At 36.2% G+C, this 17,249-nt stretch carries 15 protein-coding genes and 1 pseudogene; 8 read left to right on the top strand and 8 right to left on the bottom strand.

The window, feature by feature from the left end:
• Nucleotides 1-61: 61 nt before the first annotated feature.
• Together EG849_RS14905 and dinB are read right to left on the bottom strand one after the other, a co-directional pair.
• The gene (locus EG849_RS14905; protein WP_125014145.1) at nucleotides 62-3,124 is read right to left on the bottom strand and encodes a DNA polymerase III subunit alpha; all 3,063 of its coding nucleotides are present in this window, start codon (nucleotides 3,122-3,124) and stop codon (nucleotides 62-64) included.
• A 15-nt stretch (nucleotides 3,125-3,139) separates the two neighbouring features.
• Nucleotides 3,140-4,321: a DNA polymerase IV gene (dinB, locus tag EG849_RS14900; RefSeq protein WP_125014147.1), complete on the bottom strand. Its 1,182-nt coding sequence runs from the start codon at nucleotides 4,319-4,321 to the stop codon at nucleotides 3,140-3,142.
• A 91-nt stretch (nucleotides 4,322-4,412) separates the two neighbouring features.
• On the opposite strand from dinB, the gene EG849_RS14895 reads away from it, so the two are divergent.
• The 3 genes from EG849_RS14895 (at nucleotide 4,413) to EG849_RS14885 (ending at nucleotide 6,975) form a co-directional block, all read left to right on the top strand.
• A complete protein-coding gene (locus EG849_RS14895) occupies nucleotides 4,413-4,670 on the top strand; it encodes a helix-turn-helix domain-containing protein (RefSeq protein ID WP_125014143.1) in 258 nt (85 codons plus the stop codon).
• 181 nt (nucleotides 4,671-4,851) lie between these two features.
• Entirely contained in the window at nucleotides 4,852-5,724 is an 873-nt protein-coding gene (locus tag EG849_RS14890; protein ID WP_125014141.1) for an AraC family transcriptional regulator, read from the top strand.
• Nucleotides 5,725-5,799: 75 nt separating this feature from the next.
• Nucleotides 5,800-6,975 carry an iron-containing alcohol dehydrogenase gene (locus tag EG849_RS14885; protein WP_125014139.1) on the top strand — a complete coding sequence of 392 codons (1,176 nt, stop codon included), beginning with the start codon at nucleotides 5,800-5,802 and terminating at the stop codon, nucleotides 6,973-6,975.
• Between the two features lie 256 nt (nucleotides 6,976-7,231).
• On the opposite strand, the gene EG849_RS15655 is transcribed toward EG849_RS14885, so the two are convergent.
• From EG849_RS15655 to EG849_RS14860, 6 genes and pseudogenes are all read right to left on the bottom strand, one after another.
• A complete protein-coding gene (locus tag EG849_RS15655) occupies nucleotides 7,232-7,399 on the bottom strand; it encodes a hypothetical protein (RefSeq protein WP_158611961.1) in 168 nt (55 codons plus the stop codon).
• Nucleotides 7,400-7,666: 267 nt separating this feature from the next.
• On the bottom strand, nucleotides 7,667-8,905 hold the full coding sequence (locus EG849_RS14880) for a site-specific integrase (RefSeq protein WP_125014137.1): 1,239 nt from the start codon (nucleotides 8,903-8,905) through the stop codon (nucleotides 7,667-7,669).
• A 687-nt stretch (nucleotides 8,906-9,592) separates the two neighbouring features.
• On the bottom strand, nucleotides 9,593-9,985 hold the full coding sequence (locus tag EG849_RS14875) for a hypothetical protein (RefSeq protein ID WP_125014135.1): 393 nt from the start codon (nucleotides 9,983-9,985) through the stop codon (nucleotides 9,593-9,595).
• Nucleotides 9,986-10,044: 59 nt separating this feature from the next.
• The gene (locus EG849_RS14870; RefSeq protein ID WP_125014133.1) at nucleotides 10,045-10,620 is read right to left on the bottom strand and encodes a hypothetical protein; all 576 of its coding nucleotides are present in this window, start codon (nucleotides 10,618-10,620) and stop codon (nucleotides 10,045-10,047) included.
• A gap of 193 nt (nucleotides 10,621-10,813) precedes the next feature.
• Nucleotides 10,814-11,062, bottom strand: a pseudogene (locus EG849_RS14865) (heavy-metal-associated domain-containing protein); the annotation flags it as partial.
• Between the two features lie 153 nt (nucleotides 11,063-11,215).
• Nucleotides 11,216-11,638 (bottom strand): hypothetical protein, encoded by a 423-nt coding sequence (locus EG849_RS14860; protein ID WP_125014131.1) that lies wholly within the window; start codon nucleotides 11,636-11,638, stop codon nucleotides 11,216-11,218.
• Nucleotides 11,639-12,811: 1,173 nt separating this feature from the next.
• Here EG849_RS14860 and EG849_RS14850 point away from each other — a divergent pair.
• The 5 genes from EG849_RS14850 (at nucleotide 12,812) to EG849_RS14830 (ending at nucleotide 17,155) form a co-directional block, all read left to right on the top strand.
• Nucleotides 12,812-13,174, top strand: coding sequence for a heavy-metal-associated domain-containing protein (locus tag EG849_RS14850; protein WP_086452991.1), 363 nt, complete (start codon nucleotides 12,812-12,814; stop codon nucleotides 13,172-13,174).
• A gap of 28 nt (nucleotides 13,175-13,202) precedes the next feature.
• Nucleotides 13,203-13,691, top strand: coding sequence for a TlpA family protein disulfide reductase (locus tag EG849_RS14845; RefSeq protein WP_113634453.1), 489 nt, complete (start codon nucleotides 13,203-13,205; stop codon nucleotides 13,689-13,691).
• A gap of 1 nt (nucleotide 13,692) precedes the next feature.
• Nucleotides 13,693-14,220, top strand: coding sequence for a heavy-metal-associated domain-containing protein (locus EG849_RS14840; RefSeq protein WP_225876014.1), 528 nt, complete (start codon nucleotides 13,693-13,695; stop codon nucleotides 14,218-14,220).
• A 2-nt stretch (nucleotides 14,221-14,222) separates the two neighbouring features.
• Nucleotides 14,223-15,029 carry a hypothetical protein gene (locus EG849_RS14835; RefSeq protein WP_113634451.1) on the top strand — a complete coding sequence of 269 codons (807 nt, stop codon included), beginning with the start codon at nucleotides 14,223-14,225 and terminating at the stop codon, nucleotides 15,027-15,029.
• A gap of 155 nt (nucleotides 15,030-15,184) precedes the next feature.
• Nucleotides 15,185-17,155 carry a protein-disulfide reductase DsbD family protein gene (locus tag EG849_RS14830; protein WP_125014129.1) on the top strand — a complete coding sequence of 657 codons (1,971 nt, stop codon included), beginning with the start codon at nucleotides 15,185-15,187 and terminating at the stop codon, nucleotides 17,153-17,155.
• Nucleotides 17,156-17,249: the final 94 nt, after the last annotated feature.

The following is a 17,249-nucleotide window of genomic DNA, read 5'->3' as shown; positions in this document are numbered from 1 at the left end:
CTTTGAACTGGAATTAGGTGCTCACTTTAAACTGGAATCGGGTGGTCAATATCACTGGAATTTACAGATTGATTTCATGTTCCTGCGGATAAGGCTTCCTATTGGTCATGCTCACATCTTCCCGAAGCTGTTCCTGCGTTCGGTATTGATGGCTCTTGTCATTGGAATAGCGCGGGTCAGGTATAAAAGGCATCTTTGCCATCTTAACAACCGTGATGGTGGGGAAGTGGTAATCGACTTCGACATTGCCTAGTAAAAGATAACAGCCACCGCCTAAAAAAGGATATTTGGCAAGGGAATCTGTAAAATGCGCAGTATCAAAAAACTCTCCGTCGGCGTCAATCCAAGTCCCGAAATACATGGCTCCCATTTTTGTAGGCACGTGCTTTCTCGAAATGAGGTAGGCCAGCATCCGTACCTGCTTCTTATGGTTTTTCAGCAAATCTTTAGCCATCACATCACCCCGATATTTAGTCTGCAACACTTCAAACGGCGAACAGGAAACGGGAAATCCCAAAAGCTCGATTTCGTCAAAGACATCTTCAAAAACAGAGCGTTCCAATACGGGAAGCTTGTATTCTTTGACAGGTTCCTGCAACAGCACCCAGCCCCGGTTTTCTGGCTTAAAGTTGACCAAGAGCAATCTTGCTATTACGAGAAGCTCGTTTTTTCTCTTTCCCGTAAATCGAAATGCGCCGATAAATATCAATATCTGAAGCCCTTCCAAACCAATCGGGATTCGGTTTATGAAATTTTCCAAAGAAATAAAATCACCGTTTTCTTCCCGCTCCTTTTGTATCCTATTAGCAGTTTTTGCTTCCAAACCCTGCAGGTGCATGAATCCCAGATAAATATCTTTTCCGTATAAAGCAGTCTCAAATTCACTTTTGTTTACGCAAGGGTTGTGGATGGTACCGCCAGACATTCTTGCTTCGTGCACATACACTTCCGTGCGGTAAAAACCTCCCTGGTTATTGATTACTGCCACCATAAATTCTATGGGGTAATGTACTTTCAAGTACAGGCTCTGGTAACTTTCCACAGCATAAGAAGCGGAATGCGCCTTGCAGAATGAATAACCGGCAAAAGACTCGATCTGCCGGTAGACTTCCTGGCTCAATTCAAAGGAATGTCCTTTTTTGGCACAGCTTTCAAAATAATTGTCCTTCACTTTCTGAAGCGCATCCAGCGACCGTCCTTTGCCGCTCATTGCACGGCGGAGAATATCTCCGTCAGCTGCGGCAAGTCCGCCAAAATGCAATGCGATCTTGATTACGTCCTCTTGATAAACCATGATTCCGTAAGTCTCGCCCAATTCCTGCTCGAAAACTTCATGGAAATATTCAAACTTATCAGGGTGGTTGTGCCTGAAAATATATTCTTTCATCATGCCGCTCTGAGCCACTCCTGGACGGATGATAGAAGATGCCGCAACAAGAACCTTGTAATTATCGCATTTCAATCTTCTGAGCAGGCCGCGCATTGCAGGACTCTCAATATAAAAACATCCGATAGTCTTTCCCAATGCCAAAAACTCGTTGCAGGAAGCTTCGTTTTTTGATATAGAAGTGTCTCTTATATCGACTTCGATGCCCCGGTTTTTTCTTATCAGTTTTACGCTGTCGTCAATATGGCCGATTCCTCTCTGGCTCAAGATATCAAATTTGTCAAAACCGATGTCCTCTGCAGTGTGCATGTCAAAGTGAACGATAGGGAATCCTTTTGGCGGCATTTCCAGCACGCTGCAATTAGTAATCGGTTCTTCAGAAATCAGGATACCGCAAGCGTGCATGCTCCGCTGGTTGGGATATTTCTCCATCATCATTCCATATTTTACAACCAGTTCCGCTACAGAGTTTTTCATGTCTTCCTTCATTGGGGATTTTGCCAGAATATCCAATTCTTCTTTCGGTAGCCCGAAGACCTTGCCGACTTCCCGAAAGATCGAACGGTATTTGAATTCCACATTGGTACCACAGAAAGCAACATGATCCCTGCCGTATTTATTAAATATATATTCCAATATGATATCGCGTTCCTTCCAGCTCCAGTCTATGTCAAAATCGGGCGGGACTTTTCTGTTCAGGTTCAAAAAACGCTCAAAATATAAATCAAGTTCCAGCGGACAGATATCTGTGATTCCAAGACAGTAGCTGACAATGCTGTTGGCACCGCTTCCACGGCCGATGTGCAGAAATCTCTGGCTTCGGCTGTATTGCACAATATCCCAAGTAATCAGGAAGTAGCCGCTGAAACCCAGCTCGTCGATAACTTTTAATTCTTTTTCAGCCCTGGCCTTTGCCTTTTCACTGCCTTTGTATTTTATTTCCAGTCCTTCGAAAGCAAGCGCTGTCAAGAGTTCTAAATCTTCTTCCTTATTTGCCTTGTAATGTTGCTTGTTTCTTTTTTTCTTCTCAAGTTCATATTTGCACTGATCAATGATTTTCTTCGTATTTTCAATAAGCAATGGATAATCCTTATACATTTCCAAAAGTACTTCTGCAGGAAACATCTTTTCAGAAATTGCACAATAATCATTTTCAGCTAGTTTTGACAGCAGCGTATTGGAATCCACTGCACGAAGAACTTTGTGCAGGCCGTATTCGTCATATGCCTTTATATTTTTTTCCGGATCTGCTTTCAGCTTCCTAAAAGTGACGGGTGCCAGAATCACCATCTTATGCATTTTTTCTTTCCATTCTGAATGAAAAAGCTTTACCAATTCCTCCGGCCTAATTCCTATATATTCGTTTTCCCTTAAGTTTTCCGGCAGATTTTTTAAAGTATAAATAATGATTGTATCTTGAAAATCCGGAGCTTGGTCGGGCAGGGGCGTCCCGTCAAAATTGTGACCGGTCAAGAAACGATTCATTTTTGATATACCATCCTTATTTTTGGCAAGGCCTATATATTTCAGGTTATTATTGCATCTGAATTCCATTCCTACGATGGGTTTTATGCCAGCTTTGTTGCATTCTTGCACAAAACTATAAATTCCGGTAACGGTATTGATATCGGTCAAAGCCATCACCTTTGCATTATTTTCAACACCCAGCCTTACCAAATCCTTTATGGGAATGGTGCCGTAGCGAAGGGAATGGTAGGAGTGGCAGTTGAGATGCATTTTTGCGAATAGGGTTTAAGGTTTTGAGTTGAGGTCTGGGAGAATCGGCTTTGATTTCAGGTTGGCTCCGGCGCACCGCGAGACGGCGTCCTGTCCGAAACGGTTTTTGATATTGTCCATGGCCTGGTAGAGCGACATCATTTCTACGGTATCTTCGAACATATTGATCTGATACGTACCGCGGACCAGTCCGCTGAAACGGATCCCGACCAGCCTGATCCGCATCCTTCTCTGGTATAATTTTTCGAACAGTTCTAAAACATATCTTATCAGTACATGGTCGCCCGATGTATAAGGAATCCGGCACTGCTTTGTTTCCGTATCGAAATTATTGTATCGTATTTTCACCACCACGGTAGAAGCAAGCCATTGTTCGGAACGGAGCTGATAGGCTAATTTTTCCACCATTCCTATTAGCACGAATTTCAGCATCTGGATATCGAAAGTATCCTGGTCGAAAGTATTTTCTGTTGAAATTGATTTCCTTTCGGTATAGGGTTCTACCGGATTGTTGTCTATCCCGTTTGCTTTTTTCCATAGCTCGATTCCGTTTTTGCCAATCATCTGCTGCAAAACCTGAATTGGCATTTCTGAAAGCGTCTGGATCGTCCTTATCCCGATTCTTGACAGCAGCTGGAAAGTAACGTCGCCCACCATCGGAATTTTTTGTATGGAAAGCGGATTTAGGAACTGCCTTACATCCTGCTCCTGGATTTCTAATCTTCCTACAGGTTTCGATTCCCCCGTACCGATTTTTGAAACTGTCTTGTTTACAGAAAGGGCAAAACTTATCGGCAACCCAGTTTCTTTTGTGACAGACTGTGCCAGCTCATTTGTCCATTTATAGGAACCGTGAAATTTATCCATTCCGGTAATGTCTAGATAGAATTCGTCGATGCTTGCCTTTTCGACCACCGGCGCTTTTTCTTCTATGATTTCGGTAACGGCGTGCGAAAGCTGTGAATACCTTTCCATATCGCCCTTGACCACTTTTGCTTCCGGACAAAGGCGCATTGCCATCTTAATAGGCATTGCCGACCTTACGCCAAAATACCGCGCCTCATATGAGCACGAAGCCACGACCCCGCGGTCACCGCCACCTATTATCAAGGGGATTCCGTTAAATTTTGAATTGACAAGCCTTTCGCAGGAAACAAAAAAAGTATCCAGATCCATATGTACGATTGAGCGCCCCATTTTCTTTTTCATTTATTGCAGGTACAAAACTAACATAGATTGTAACATTAATTATTATAATTAATGTTACAAATTGTAACATTAACAAACCATGTCTCTATTTTCTGATAACATAAAATATCTGAGAGGAAAGAAGTCGCTGACCCAGAGCGGTGTTGCCGATGACCTGAAGATTACTCGTGCAAGGCTATTGAAGTATGAGGTCGGCACCTCGCAACCTCCAATAGAATTATTGAAAAAAATATCAAACTACTATCACGTAAGCATCGATATTCTCGTTTCTGTCGACCTGCGCAAGATTTCGCTAGATGACCTATTGCCATTGGGTGACAACCGGATATTGCTTTAATTATAAAAGGTTTCGATAGGCATCTGTTTAACAGATGTCTTCCGTGCTTAAAAGAAGTAAGAGTAGCATCATTTAATGCTATCTTTGCACATTGCAAGATAAAGTTTCCAAAAGCAATCTTATCAATAGTCATGGTTAAGAATGACCCTGCCCGCAAACTATTCATTTAAAAAAGTACCTCTTGGACCGTATAGAAATTAAGAAAAATATTCAGAAGACTGAAGACCAGAACTTATCTTTTCGCGTATTTGACCTCACGGCTAAAAATCTGGAAGATTATGCAGCACCCCATAAAAAAGACCATTTTTGCATAGTGCTGGTTGAGTCGGGAGAAATCTTGCTTCAGATCGAGGAACGTCTGCTGAAACTGGGTTCAGGCAAGATATGCATTATTTTTCCCGAGCAGATTTCTTTCATAACAAATTTTTCTTCGGATATTTCAGGCAAGATTATCCTGTTTGAGGAAATTCTGTTCTGTTCAGATATCTTGAAGAATGAACTCCTTTCCTATAATGTCGATCTGGCTGGGCATCTTAACTGCGTTTTTTTATCTCCTTCGGAATTTGAACATTCAAAAAAGATCGCCGAGGACATTGAAAATATATATTTGGACCCGAGCCTTGTCCGAAAAGAACAGGCGCGTTTTTATATCAAAATTTTTCTATTGGGGCTGATCGAGCTGGTTCATGGACAGCATCCGGTCTTGCAGCACGAAAGCGACAAAACGCTGTACATCCGATTCAAAAAAATGCTGAACGAAGGTTATAAAACTGAGCGGACTGTACAGTATTACGCTTCAAAATTAGCGATTACAACCAAGAAGCTTAACAACATTACCAAAAAGCACTGTGATGAAACGGCCATCAATGCGATACACAACCGTATCCTGCAGGAGATCAAAAGATTATTGCTATTTTCAGATCTTTCACACAAGCAGATAGCACTTGAGCTTGGATTTAGCTCTCCGTCAGCTCTCAACAAATTTGTAAAAAACAAATTACAGGAAACGCCTACTGAACTACAGCAAGAACTGGCTCAAATTTATACCAGATAGGCCCAATTATATAACGCTCCCATTCCTGCCTGCGATACATTTGTACTATAATTTCAACGAAAAAAATAGTATAAAATGAGCAAGTTATTTATTGCAGGAGAGGTTTTCCATGGCGCGGGAAGTCTTGAAGAATTGAAGAATGTAAAAGGAAAAAAAGCAGTATTGGTTACTGGCGGCAGTTCCATGAAAAAAAGCGGTACTCTGGATAAAGCGATCGCTTATCTGAATGAGGCAGGCATAGAAACAAAAATTTACGAAGGAGTAGAAGAAGACCCTTCATCAGAAACTTGTTTCAAAGGTGCAGCACTGATGAAAGAATTTCAGCCAGACTGGATCGTCGGAATAGGAGGCTGTTCAGCTATCGACGCGGCAAAAATGATGTGGGTATTTTATGAGTATCCTGATGCCGATTTTGATGCCATGATCAAGCCCTTCAGCGTCCCGGTATTGCGCCAGAAAGCTAAATTTATCGCGATTCCATCTACAAGCGGCACAGGAACCGAAACTACAGGCCTAGCCGTAATCACGGACCGCGAAAAAGGAGTAAAATATCCAATCGTATCTTACGAACTGACACCTGATATTGCAATCATTGATGGAGAAATCTGTGCTTCCATGCCAGCTCACGTGACATCAAACACAGGATTGGATGCCTTGACGCATTGCGTGGAAGCTTATGTCTCAAACATCGACAATAATTTTGCAGATGCGCTTTCTAAAGGTGGCTTGAAAATCGTTTTTGACAACCTGAAAGAAGCTGTAAAAAATCCTGATAATATCACAGCACGCCAGAATATGCACGATGCTTCTTTTATGGGAGGATTGGCTTTCAATAATGCGTGGTTGGGAATCGTACACTCGTTATCTCACCAAGTTGGGGCTTTGTTTGGAGTTCCCCATGGTGCCTGCAACGCAATTTTCTTGCCGAATGTCATCCGTTTTAATGAAAAAGAAAGCAGCCGCTTTCCAGACCTTGCAAAAGTAATCGGAAAAGAAACTGCTGAAGACTTGGCTCAGGCAATCGAAACTTTAAGATCTGAAGTAAGCAACCAATCTGCAATCAAAGAATTTGGAATTTCTCGTGAGGACTGGGATAAAAACCTAGACTTTATGGCAAACAATGCCTTCTTGGATCCCTGTACCGGTTTCAATCCTAGAAAGCCTACCGTTGAAGAATTGAAACAAATTTACAACGCTTGCTACGAAGGTCTAGTTTATACTGAAGGTAAAGTAATAGACGCTGCTTTCTAATTTGTTTGAATTCCATATTTTTTGAATTTGAAGAAACCCTTAAACTAGTTTAAGGGTTTTTCTTGTGCTTGCTTATAAATTTTTTTTAATATTAAACAGTAGTTTAGTATGAATAAACTACAATACCATAATCCATTAAGCTAAAATTTATAGCCATTCTGTTGCCTCTGCTTTTAGGTGCCACTTGCATTTCCGCCCAAAAAATCAAGCTTGAGGAAAATTTAAAACAAGTATTTTTGCCAAGCTTTCATCTAAACTAAATTTGTCTTTTAGAAGAAGTATAGTTTTTTCTCGTCCTTTTATCCGTATCATCATATCCATATCCATAGTTGTAATTATAAATACCTTTGTTTTTGATGGCATTAAGGACCAAAGCCAAATTTTTTAATTTATTTTTACCGTACAGGTTCTCGACATGGGACATTAGGTCTTTTTCAGTGTAATTCTGTCGGACAACGCACAAATCACAAAAATGAAACTAAAAAAGGAGAAGATTCAGAGTTCTTATGGAAGGACGGAATAGACGGGCTTCGATATAAAGATGTCTAAAAATTGCCATAAGATAATTCCATCAACGGTCTGGTATAATGATTATAACGTTTTAATGATAATGAACAGACAATTTCCCTTATAATAGAATGAGATGCGGTTGTGATTAAATTTAATTTTCCACCCTGGAAGGCTATTTAAATTAAGCATGTTTGATTTGAAAATCCTGTTCAACGAATTTTTGTTTTAACATTGCCATATCTTCGCTTACCTTTTTGTCTAAAACTCTCGCATAGTGCTGTGTGGTTTGGATATTTTTATGACCTAGCATTTTGCTAACGCTTTCAATTGGAACTCCGTTTGTAAGCGTCACTGAAGTCGCAAATGTATGTCGTGCCATGTGAAAAGTAATTTCCTTTGTAATTTGGCACAAGTCGCCAATTTCTTTTAAGTAGCCATTCATTTTTTGATTACTTAAGACCGGCAAAATCCTATCTTCATTTAAACACTTTGGATGATTTGAATATTTTTGTATCAATTCCTCCGGAATAGGTAACAATGGAATTTTTGATTTTGTGTCCGTCTTTTGGCGGTTTTTAAATATCCATTTCTGACCATCGATACCAATTCCAATATGATCCCGGTTGAGTCCTTTTACATCTACGTAAGCAAGGCCCGTAAAGCAACAGAAAATAAAAATGTCGCGAACAAGTTCTAACCTTGGTGTACGGAATTTCTTTGAGTAGATATCTTTGATTTCTTCTTCGGTCAAAAATTCGGTTTCAACTTCTTTCATTTTTCCATCGTACTTAACAAATGGGTCTTTCTCAAGCCAATCATTATTTAGGCATATTTTTATGATCTTCCTAAAGTTTCTGACATACTTTACCGCAGTGTTGTTATTACAGTTCTTTTTGCTCCTTAGATAAAAATCAAACTCGGTGATCATAGCAAAGTCGATTTTAGAAATAGCAATGTCTTTTACGTTGTATTTCCAAACTAGAAATTCTTCAAGATGTTTTAGTGAAATCTTAAAACGTTCCAGCGTTCCAGGTGCATAGCCATTTCCAAGCAAACCTTTAATCTTATCGTTATGCGCCTGGTAAATTGGAATAAGCATTCTGTCGCGATCTGTTTGGCCAAAGAGGTGCTTCCTAAAATTTTCAATATTTATAGCCTCTCTTTTATGCGTTAACATGATCTCGATGTTTGTGACGTGTGCTTTCATCGAATCGAGATAGCTATTTATTGAACGGGCTTCTTCGGAGTTGCCTTTCATTTTCGACAGATCTTCAGACCATTTGGATTTTTCAATGAATTTTTTGGAGCTGAATTCCAGACGTTGGCCATCTACGGTAAGTCGGACATAAAGAGGTAATAGTCCCGTGGCAACAGCTTTTTTACTTCTTAGGTAAAAATGCAAAGTGATTCTTTCTTTCATGGTGGTAACCTTTTAATTATTATTCAATTTATCTTTCTGAGCAATAACAAACAAGATGTACAAATTTTGAACAGGTGAGTGAACAGGTTGTTAGTACGGCTGTTTGCAAGGTCTTAGGAAATTTAGCGATGCCCTTTGAAGGGATTTTTAAAAGGGCATCGCGTTTGTTTCTTCAGATTTAAGATTGAATGAATAATTTGCTACTTGCACAAAAGCAAAAACCCCACAAATCGTAAGATTTGTGGGGTTTTGAAACTAATTGTATTTAAACTTGTGGGCTGTCAGGGATCACAGTCGAACACCTTGTACCCATTTTGACTCTATTTAACAAGTTTTAAATTATCGCAACGCATTGATTTATAGTAGTCTGTTTGGTTTTAATCGTGATGCTATTTAAAATTATCAATATCATTTTGATTACTTTTTTAATGGGACTCTTTTTTAATTAGTATTAAAATTTATGTCTAAAGTATGCACATTTAATGTTTGAGGGGTCTATCGAACACTTAATACTGATTGTAATTTTTCAAAACTATATAGTATTTAATCTCGGTGCATTTTAATTAATATTGAACTTTATAATTAGGTAATGAGACAGCGACAACCAAATAATACAATCAAATGCCATATTTAAGGATATGGCATTTTTAGTTAAGACTGCTTTTCGACTTTACTAGAAACATTTCTTTAATATATTCGGATTACCGCTCTATCCTCTTTGTTTCCCCATTGTACTTGCCACGCTCTACCGTCTATTTGATCAATCAGGATGAAATTATATATGTTTGTTGTTGGATAAAGAAAGAATCTACCGTTTTTCTCTTCATCTTTATTTACCAAAGAGATATCTGATAATGTAGTTTCAAATCTAGATTTGCTTTCTGTACCCCATTGAACTTGCCACATTTGTCCATTTCTTGTATCCAATTTGATAAATGTATACATATTTCGTGTAGAAAAAAGACGATGTACGACATTACTATCCGTAGAAATATTTTGGGTGGGTGCTCCAGCTGCATTTTGGGCAAGAGCCGTAGTTGAAATTAAACCAATAATTATAAAAAATACAATTCTTCTCATATTGTTTATTCTCTTTTTAACGGTTAATTTTTCTTTTTCTTAGCTGGTAGTGTATTATTTTACCAAACTATTGTTCCATTATTAAATGTTGAAGATTCTCCACTACCTATCATTGTCCATCCTGAATTCGTAGTTAAATCTCCAGTTATAATGTTTTCTTCAACATATTCTAATTCATAATTGTTTTTGAAAACTTCTGGTTTCATAGCAATATTAGTAAGTTCTAATGATTGTCTAACACTTGGATAAAATATTGCATCAACCTCTCCATTCTGTAAAACGGTAAATATTTGATTTGCATAATGTGAGCTTAAGAAATAATCAAAATGATTATCGTCGTTTACTTCTTTACTAAAGCAATCACATATGAATTGAGTAATATCTTCGATAAGTTTTAATAAATTGTCGTTATGTTGATTTTTAATTTTATGATACTCAATTTGAGCTCTCAATGTCATTCCATTGCTTACTAAATTATTAGTTGGTGAGTTTTTAAAGATGGATGCTACAGTCACATCATAATCAGTTTTACGTTTCCAAGTTGAAATTGTAATCATTTGTCCAACTTTTGGTCTCATCTCATCCAATGCCGTTATAGGATTATCAGTTGCATATAGTATGCTGTTTTGTTTCAAATTTGCCCTTCCATAACGATTTATCAAATCTTTAGGTGGATTTTTTAAATGTTCAATATCGGTTATTCTTTTTTCTTCGCCTTTGAAAATTCTTGAATTAATAGTTACTCTTCTAAATCCTTCAAGCTTATATTTAAATGTTAGCCCAGAAATAAATGTAAATTCAGAAAAGAATTTAATTAACGTTTCGATGTCGTTTTAAGATTTCATCTTGATTGGTTTTTTTAGCATCATAAGTAAGCGTAGCCATTTTGGTGTCTTTATTCCAATCAACATTCGCAATTTTCTTGAGACTTCCTGCTTTTTCTATGGTGGTTTCGCACATTCCACAATTCCCGAATATTTTTACGGTTTCAGTTTTAGCGTTTTTGATTTGCGCATTAGACACTGTGAATGATAGCAATAGAGTTATTGCCATCACTATTTTTTTTAGTGATTTCATTGTAAAATAATTTTAAATTGAATTAGTTAAACAAGAACAAAATGACAGCACAACAAAGCCAGCCTTTTGAAAATGAAATTAACTGAGAAAGTAAATGATTTAAAGCAATAATTGCTTTTGATTTGACACAATTATGGATATCAAATTTAAAATTTAGCCTATTTTTGGTATAAGCCATAAAGAATTGAAACCAGAAGAAATGGAGGTTTCGTAATTGTAAAAATTTTGTTTTTCTGAAAAGAAATTAAAAATATTTTTATTAAAGTTCAATTCATTAATAGAAACAGATGTGTTGCAAGAAGAAGCACAACCACATTTAGAATGGCTGCATTTTCCTCCACAACCTTTATGATTTTTATTCTTCGAATGATTATCACCTTCGCAACAATCTTTTTTATCTGTTTTAGAAGAGATTTCTTTTTTGCAAGATTGTTTTTCTGAATTGTTTCCACACGCAAAAGTTACCATTGGCATCAAGAAGAAGCCAAGTACAACGATTAATAAAATGTGAAACTTTTTCATTTGTATAGAAAATCTAATATTGGACAAAGTTAGAGAAATAATCTTAATTTTCAATAAAGACTTGTTAAAAAAATTTCATCACTACTATTTTGTTTTGATTTATATTCTCATTAAAAGTATTATTAGGGAAGCAAATAGATGAAGACTAAACTACTTAAATCTTTGTTATGAGTGTTAATCTCATCTATGTAAAAATTTAAATCATATAAATGGATTAATTCCTCATTATTATCTGGTATTTGAGCCAGTTGATATAAATTTTAGTTTTTCAGGAAAACTATTATATCGAAATTTTGAGTTTTCTCATCATAATCTAAAGTTAGAAATTTGAATTCACTAGCTTTTAATGTAATTTCATGGAAGATATATGACTATTCAAATCCATCGATAATTTTATCAATTCTTTCCGTTTGTGGAATAAAAGCGATGAATTTCCAGTTCTTCAGTTGGGATACGTTATCAATTAACTGGTTTCATAATCAACAATTATATTTCTTTTAATTTGTAAAAATTACTAATCTACATGTTACAAGTGTTCAGTAAATTAAAAACGATCTTTTAGTCCTAAAAACAAAAATACTGATTATCAATTAATTAAACTGTTTTTATTTCAGCGGGGTGTCACTAAACATAATTGAAGAATCAATTATAATAGAACATTTACAAAAAAATTAACATTCGAGTCAGCTAATAAAATTGTAGATTTGTGCCCAGTATGACAAAAAAGTTCTACATATTGCTACTCGTTATGCTTGGTTTTCTTTTGGGACCAACGCTTACTTATGCGCATGGGACAAAAAAAGAAATGCCATGTTGTAAAAAAGAATTTACAGTAAAAGACTGTTGCAAGAAAAAAGATTCTAATAAGAAAGAACACAATTGCGATAATAGCTGTGTAGGTAATTCTTGTGGTTGCCCAACTGCTTACTGCGGTTATTCCTCGATACTTTCTTTCCAAACAGAAAATAATTCTCTTTTTAGTTTTTCAGAAAGGAAACAAAATTACTATTATTCAGAAATCTTTATTTCTTCAGATTTCCGTTCTATCTGGCTTCCACCTAAAATAAGCTAGATTCATTTCCTGACAGTTACAAATCTGTCTAATCCAAAGCCTGTTTTATGGCTTAAAAAATCATTAAATATTAATCCAATCAACGCTATTCATAGCTCTAAATACTATGGTTTCTGTCATGCTCTAGGATTAATTCATTCAAAATTATAAAAACAATGAACTCAATAAAAAAATTATTGATGGCAATGACTCTATTGCTATCAGTCACTTTCGCCAGCGCGCAAATAAAAAACAAAACAACTGAAACCGTAAAAATCAATGGTAATTGTGGCATGTGCAAAAAAACTATTGAAACGGCTGCAAACATTGATAAAGTTGCCAAAGTAAATTGGGACACGAACACCAAAACCGCTACAGTTACCTACGATACTAAGAAAACCAATCTTGATGCCATACTAAAACGTGTTGCAGATGCTGGATATGACAATGAAAAATTTAGTGCCCCAAATGCTGTTTACGATGAATTGCATGGATGTTGCCAATATGATAGAGAAGCAAGTCCTAAAAAAGCGGAGTAATCATAATCAATCATTTAAATTAAATTTCATGTTCAAAATAAAAAATATAATCACATTACTCTCCCTGATAGCAACTGTTTCTATAGCAAGTGCACAAATAAAAATAGGAGATTCTTTTCCAGATGTTCAGCTTCAAAACAATAAGAACGCTACAGTTAAACTAAATACTTTTAAAGGAAAAACAGTTTTGGTAGATTTTTGGGCATCATGGTGCGCACCTTGCCGAATGGCTAACAAAAAATTGGTAAAAATGTATGACCAATACAAAGGTCAGAATTTTGAAATTGTTGGAATTTCAATTGATATCGATAAATCAAAATGGTTAAAAGCCATTGAAAAAGACAAAATGAAACACCAGCAATTAATCGACCCGAAAGGTTTTGATGCCAAAACGGCTGTGGCTTTTGGAGTTGAAGCACTGCCTGAAACCTATCTTTTTGATGCATCAGGAAAACTGATTGCCATAAACCCAACCGAAGCACAAATAATTGCTCAAATCAAAAAAAACAAAAAATAAAATGAAAACATTACATATAAAATTCGTAGCCGCTACACTTTTAGTATTATTAACTGGTGTAAAATCATATTCTCAAATCACTAAAGCCGAAATAATGGCAACAGGATTAACTTGCTCTATGTGTTCTAATGCTATAAACAAACAGTTAAAATCCTTAACTCAAGTTGATAGTATTGGTACCGATTTAAACACCAATACCTTTACTGTTTACTTTAAGAAAAACAATACATTACAACCTAAAGTGTTGAAAAATGCGGTTGAGAAAGCTGGTTTTTTTGTAGGTTCTATGGTCTTGACCGCAAAGTTTGATACTCCAAAAATTGAAGATAATGCAACAGTAAAAATCGATGATGTTACGTATACTTTTATAGATACTAAAAACGCAGTAGCTGATACAGAAGCAAAATTCAGAGTTTTGGATAAAGGTTTTGTAACCCAAAAAGAGTATAAAAAACTAATTAAATCATATTCAAAATATCCTGGTTATGCCACGGAAAATGAAAATGATTATTATTTAAAAGCCTTATAAAAATGAAATATCTATCAATTGTTTTCTTATTACTTGTTTCATTCAAAATAGATGCACAGGAATTATTTGTAGTAACCGAACCCGCTAGTAATGTTCCGGCGGGTTCTATTGGGGTTCGGGTTGGTCAATCTCTTATGAAAAATCAACTGGAAAGTGGGTCTATGTATAATTTAACGCCCGAAGTTACTTGGGGAATAAATAAAAATATCATGGTTCGTACCTCAGCTTTTCTTAGTAACCAAGAAAATGGATTGGGACTTAAAGGTGGTGGTTTTTATGCTAAATATCGTTTCTTTTCTGTAGATGATTTACAAAGTCATTTTAGGATGGCTGCCTTTGGACGATACAGTTATAATAACTCTTTTATTAATCAGGAAGCTATAGACTTAATGGGAGGAAACTCTGGTTACGAAGCTGGTCTGGTAGCTACTCAGTTAATCCATAAAGTTGCCATAAGTTCTTCTGTAAGTTACGCGCGGGCACTTAATAACAGTGATTATAGCTTTCCGGATTTTTTGGGTAACAGCGCAGTAAATTATACGTTCTCAGTAGGGAAATTAATGTATCCAAAAAATTATACAAGTTTTAAACAAACCAACATCAATGCGATGCTGGAATTTACTGGACAAACGATAACCGAAAACGGAAAATCATATCTGGATGTAGTTCCTTCGATTCAGTTTATCATTAACAGTCAGGCGAGAATTGACCTTGCATACAAAAAAGAATTGTATAGCTCGATGCAACGTGCCACATCTGATGGTGTTTTCTTAAAACTGGAATATACTTTTTTTAATGTGACCAAATAAATTACTTCGCCAAGATTTTAATTTAAATCTAAAGTTCATAAAATAAGTGTTTCGATGGCAAAAGACCATCGAAACACTTCCTATGGCTTATCGGGAAATGACACGTGTAAAATCAAATTATCACCAGAACAAATCGTTCTGATTAAACTTATAAAATGAAGAAAATCTTTTATTTATTACTCTTGGGCTTTGTTTTTGTCAAAGTCCAGGCACAGATTATAAATCCTGTGAAATGGGAACCTAGAATCGAGAAGAAATCCACCTCAGAATATGTACTTACTTTTAATGGTAATATCGAAGCAGGTTGGCACGTATATTCTCAATTTACACCTGAAGATGGTCCTCTTCCTGCCGAATTCATTTTTCATGATAACAAAAGCAATTATGAATTTATTGGAAAAGCAACCGAAAGTGAAACCAAACGAGAGTTTAATGAAATCTTTGGTGTCGATGAAATCTTCTTTTCCGATAAAGTTACTTTTACCCAATTAATCAAACAGATTAATCCAGAAAAGGAAATTATACAAGTGGAGCTTTCTTACCAAGTTTGCAAGGAAAACTGTATTAGCGAAACAAAATACTTTGAGTTTAATCTTAAAACGCTTGAAGCAAAAGAAATCCAAGCTGCGGATATTGTAAATGAGAAAACTACTAAAACTGATGCGAATTCCACAATAGAAAAACAACCAGAATCGAAAGAATCTGATTCGAGTTTATATATGATTTTCTTTATCGCTTTCTTATCTGGTTTTGCAGCCTTGCTTACTCCTTGCGTATTTCCTATGATTCCCATGACGGTAAGTTTCTTTACAAAACAAAGTAAAACCAAAGCCAAAGGGATCAAAAATGCGATTATTTATGGTATTTCGATTATCTTGATTTATGTATTTTTGGGAACAGTAATTACCTTAATTTTTGGTGCCGATGCACTAAATGCATTATCTACCAATGTATGGTTTAATGTTATTTTCTTTGTATTATTAGTTGTATTTTCGTTATCATTTTTAGGTGCTTTCGAAATCATGTTACCTAATTCTTGGGCAAATAAGGTAGACCGTCAAGCGGATAAAGGTGGAATATTAGGAATCGTATTCATGGCATTGGCTCTTGCAATCGTTTCCTTTTCTTGTACCGGACCAATTATAGGAACTTTACTGGTTGAAGCAGCTTCCAAAGGAGGTATCGCACCAATTGTAGGAATGTTAGGTTTTTCTTTTGCTTTAGCATTACCCTTTATGTTATTTGCCATGTTCCCAGGTTGGTTAAATACATTACCAAAATCTGGCGGATGGTTAAATACAGTAAAAGTATTTTTAGGTTTTATAGAATTAGCTTTAGCATTTAAATTCTTGTCTAATGCCGATTTAGTATTGCAATTGCACTGGTTTGAAAGAGAAATATTTTTAGCCATTTGGATAGCGATATTCGGTACTTTGGCATTCTACTTATTCGGAAAGATAACTTTGCCACATGATTCTCCTTCATCTTCTATTTCGGTAGGACGATTATCTATCGGGTTGGTGGTATTGGTATTTACAATTTATCTTATTCCTGGTTTATGGGGCGCACCTTTAAAACTTATTAGTGGTTTCCCTCCACCTATGACCTATAGCGAATCTCCATACGGTGTAGGCGGCTCCAACAGAGAATCTACATCAGCAATAGCATTACCAGACGGAGCACATAAAGGACCACATGATATTATGGCTTTTACCGATTATGAAAAAGGATTGGCTTATGCCAAAAGTGTAAACAAACCTATTCTCTTGGATTTTACAGGATTTGCTTGTGTAAATTGCCGAAAAATGGAAGATTATGTTTGGTCGGATCCTCGCATTTTATCTATTTTAAATAATGAAGTAGTTCTTATTTCACTATATGTTGATGACAAAAGAGAATTGCCTATCGAGGAACAATATGTCTCTAAAGAAACTGGCAAAAAGATAAAATCAATAGGAAACAAATGGAGTGATTTCCAAATCACTCGTTATAAGGCAAACGCTCAGCCGTATTATATCATTTTGGATACAAAAGAGAAAAGTTTAAACCAACCAGTTGGATATATGCCAGACATTACTGAATATGAACAATGGCTGAAATATGGCATTAAACAGTTTCAAAAATAGAAAAAAGCTGTCTAAAATGATTTGGACAGCTTTTGCAAATTCCAGTGATATTGACCACCCGATTCCAGTTTAAAGTGAGCACCTAATTCCAGTT

Source organism: Flavobacterium macacae (genome assembly GCF_003865365.1).
Classification (GTDB): Bacteria; Bacteroidota; Bacteroidia; order Flavobacteriales; family Flavobacteriaceae; genus Flavobacterium; species Flavobacterium macacae.
The sequence above is the reverse complement of the archived record's forward strand: the minus strand, read 5'-3'. Positions and strand labels throughout refer to the sequence as shown.

Coding starts and splice junctions, on each gene's coding strand:
- EG849_RS14850 (WP_086452991.1), top strand. CDS start 12,812: ATGAACTCAATAAAAAAATTATTGATGGCAATGACTCTATTGCTATCA.
- EG849_RS14835 (WP_113634451.1), top strand. CDS start 14,223: ATGAAATATCTATCAATTGTTTTCTTATTACTTGTTTCATTCAAAATA.
- EG849_RS14840 (WP_225876014.1), top strand. CDS start 13,693: ATGAAAACATTACATATAAAATTCGTAGCCGCTACACTTTTAGTATTA.
- EG849_RS14845 (WP_113634453.1), top strand. CDS start 13,203: ATGTTCAAAATAAAAAATATAATCACATTACTCTCCCTGATAGCAACT.
- EG849_RS14875 (WP_125014135.1), bottom strand. CDS start 9,985: ATGAGAAGAATTGTATTTTTTATAATTATTGGTTTAATTTCAACTACG.
- EG849_RS14830 (WP_125014129.1), top strand. CDS start 15,185: ATGAAGAAAATCTTTTATTTATTACTCTTGGGCTTTGTTTTTGTCAAA.
- EG849_RS15655 (WP_158611961.1), bottom strand. CDS start 7,399: ATGTCCCATGTCGAGAACCTGTACGGTAAAAATAAATTAAAAAATTTG.
- dinB (WP_125014147.1), bottom strand. CDS start 4,321: ATGGGGCGCTCAATCGTACATATGGATCTGGATACTTTTTTTGTTTCC.
- EG849_RS14885 (WP_125014139.1), top strand. CDS start 5,800: ATGAGCAAGTTATTTATTGCAGGAGAGGTTTTCCATGGCGCGGGAAGT.
- EG849_RS14880 (WP_125014137.1), bottom strand. CDS start 8,905: ATGAAAGAAAGAATCACTTTGCATTTTTACCTAAGAAGTAAAAAAGCT.
- EG849_RS14905 (WP_125014145.1), bottom strand. CDS start 3,124: ATGCATCTCAACTGCCACTCCTACCATTCCCTTCGCTACGGCACCATT.
- EG849_RS14895 (WP_125014143.1), top strand. CDS start 4,413: ATGTCTCTATTTTCTGATAACATAAAATATCTGAGAGGAAAGAAGTCG.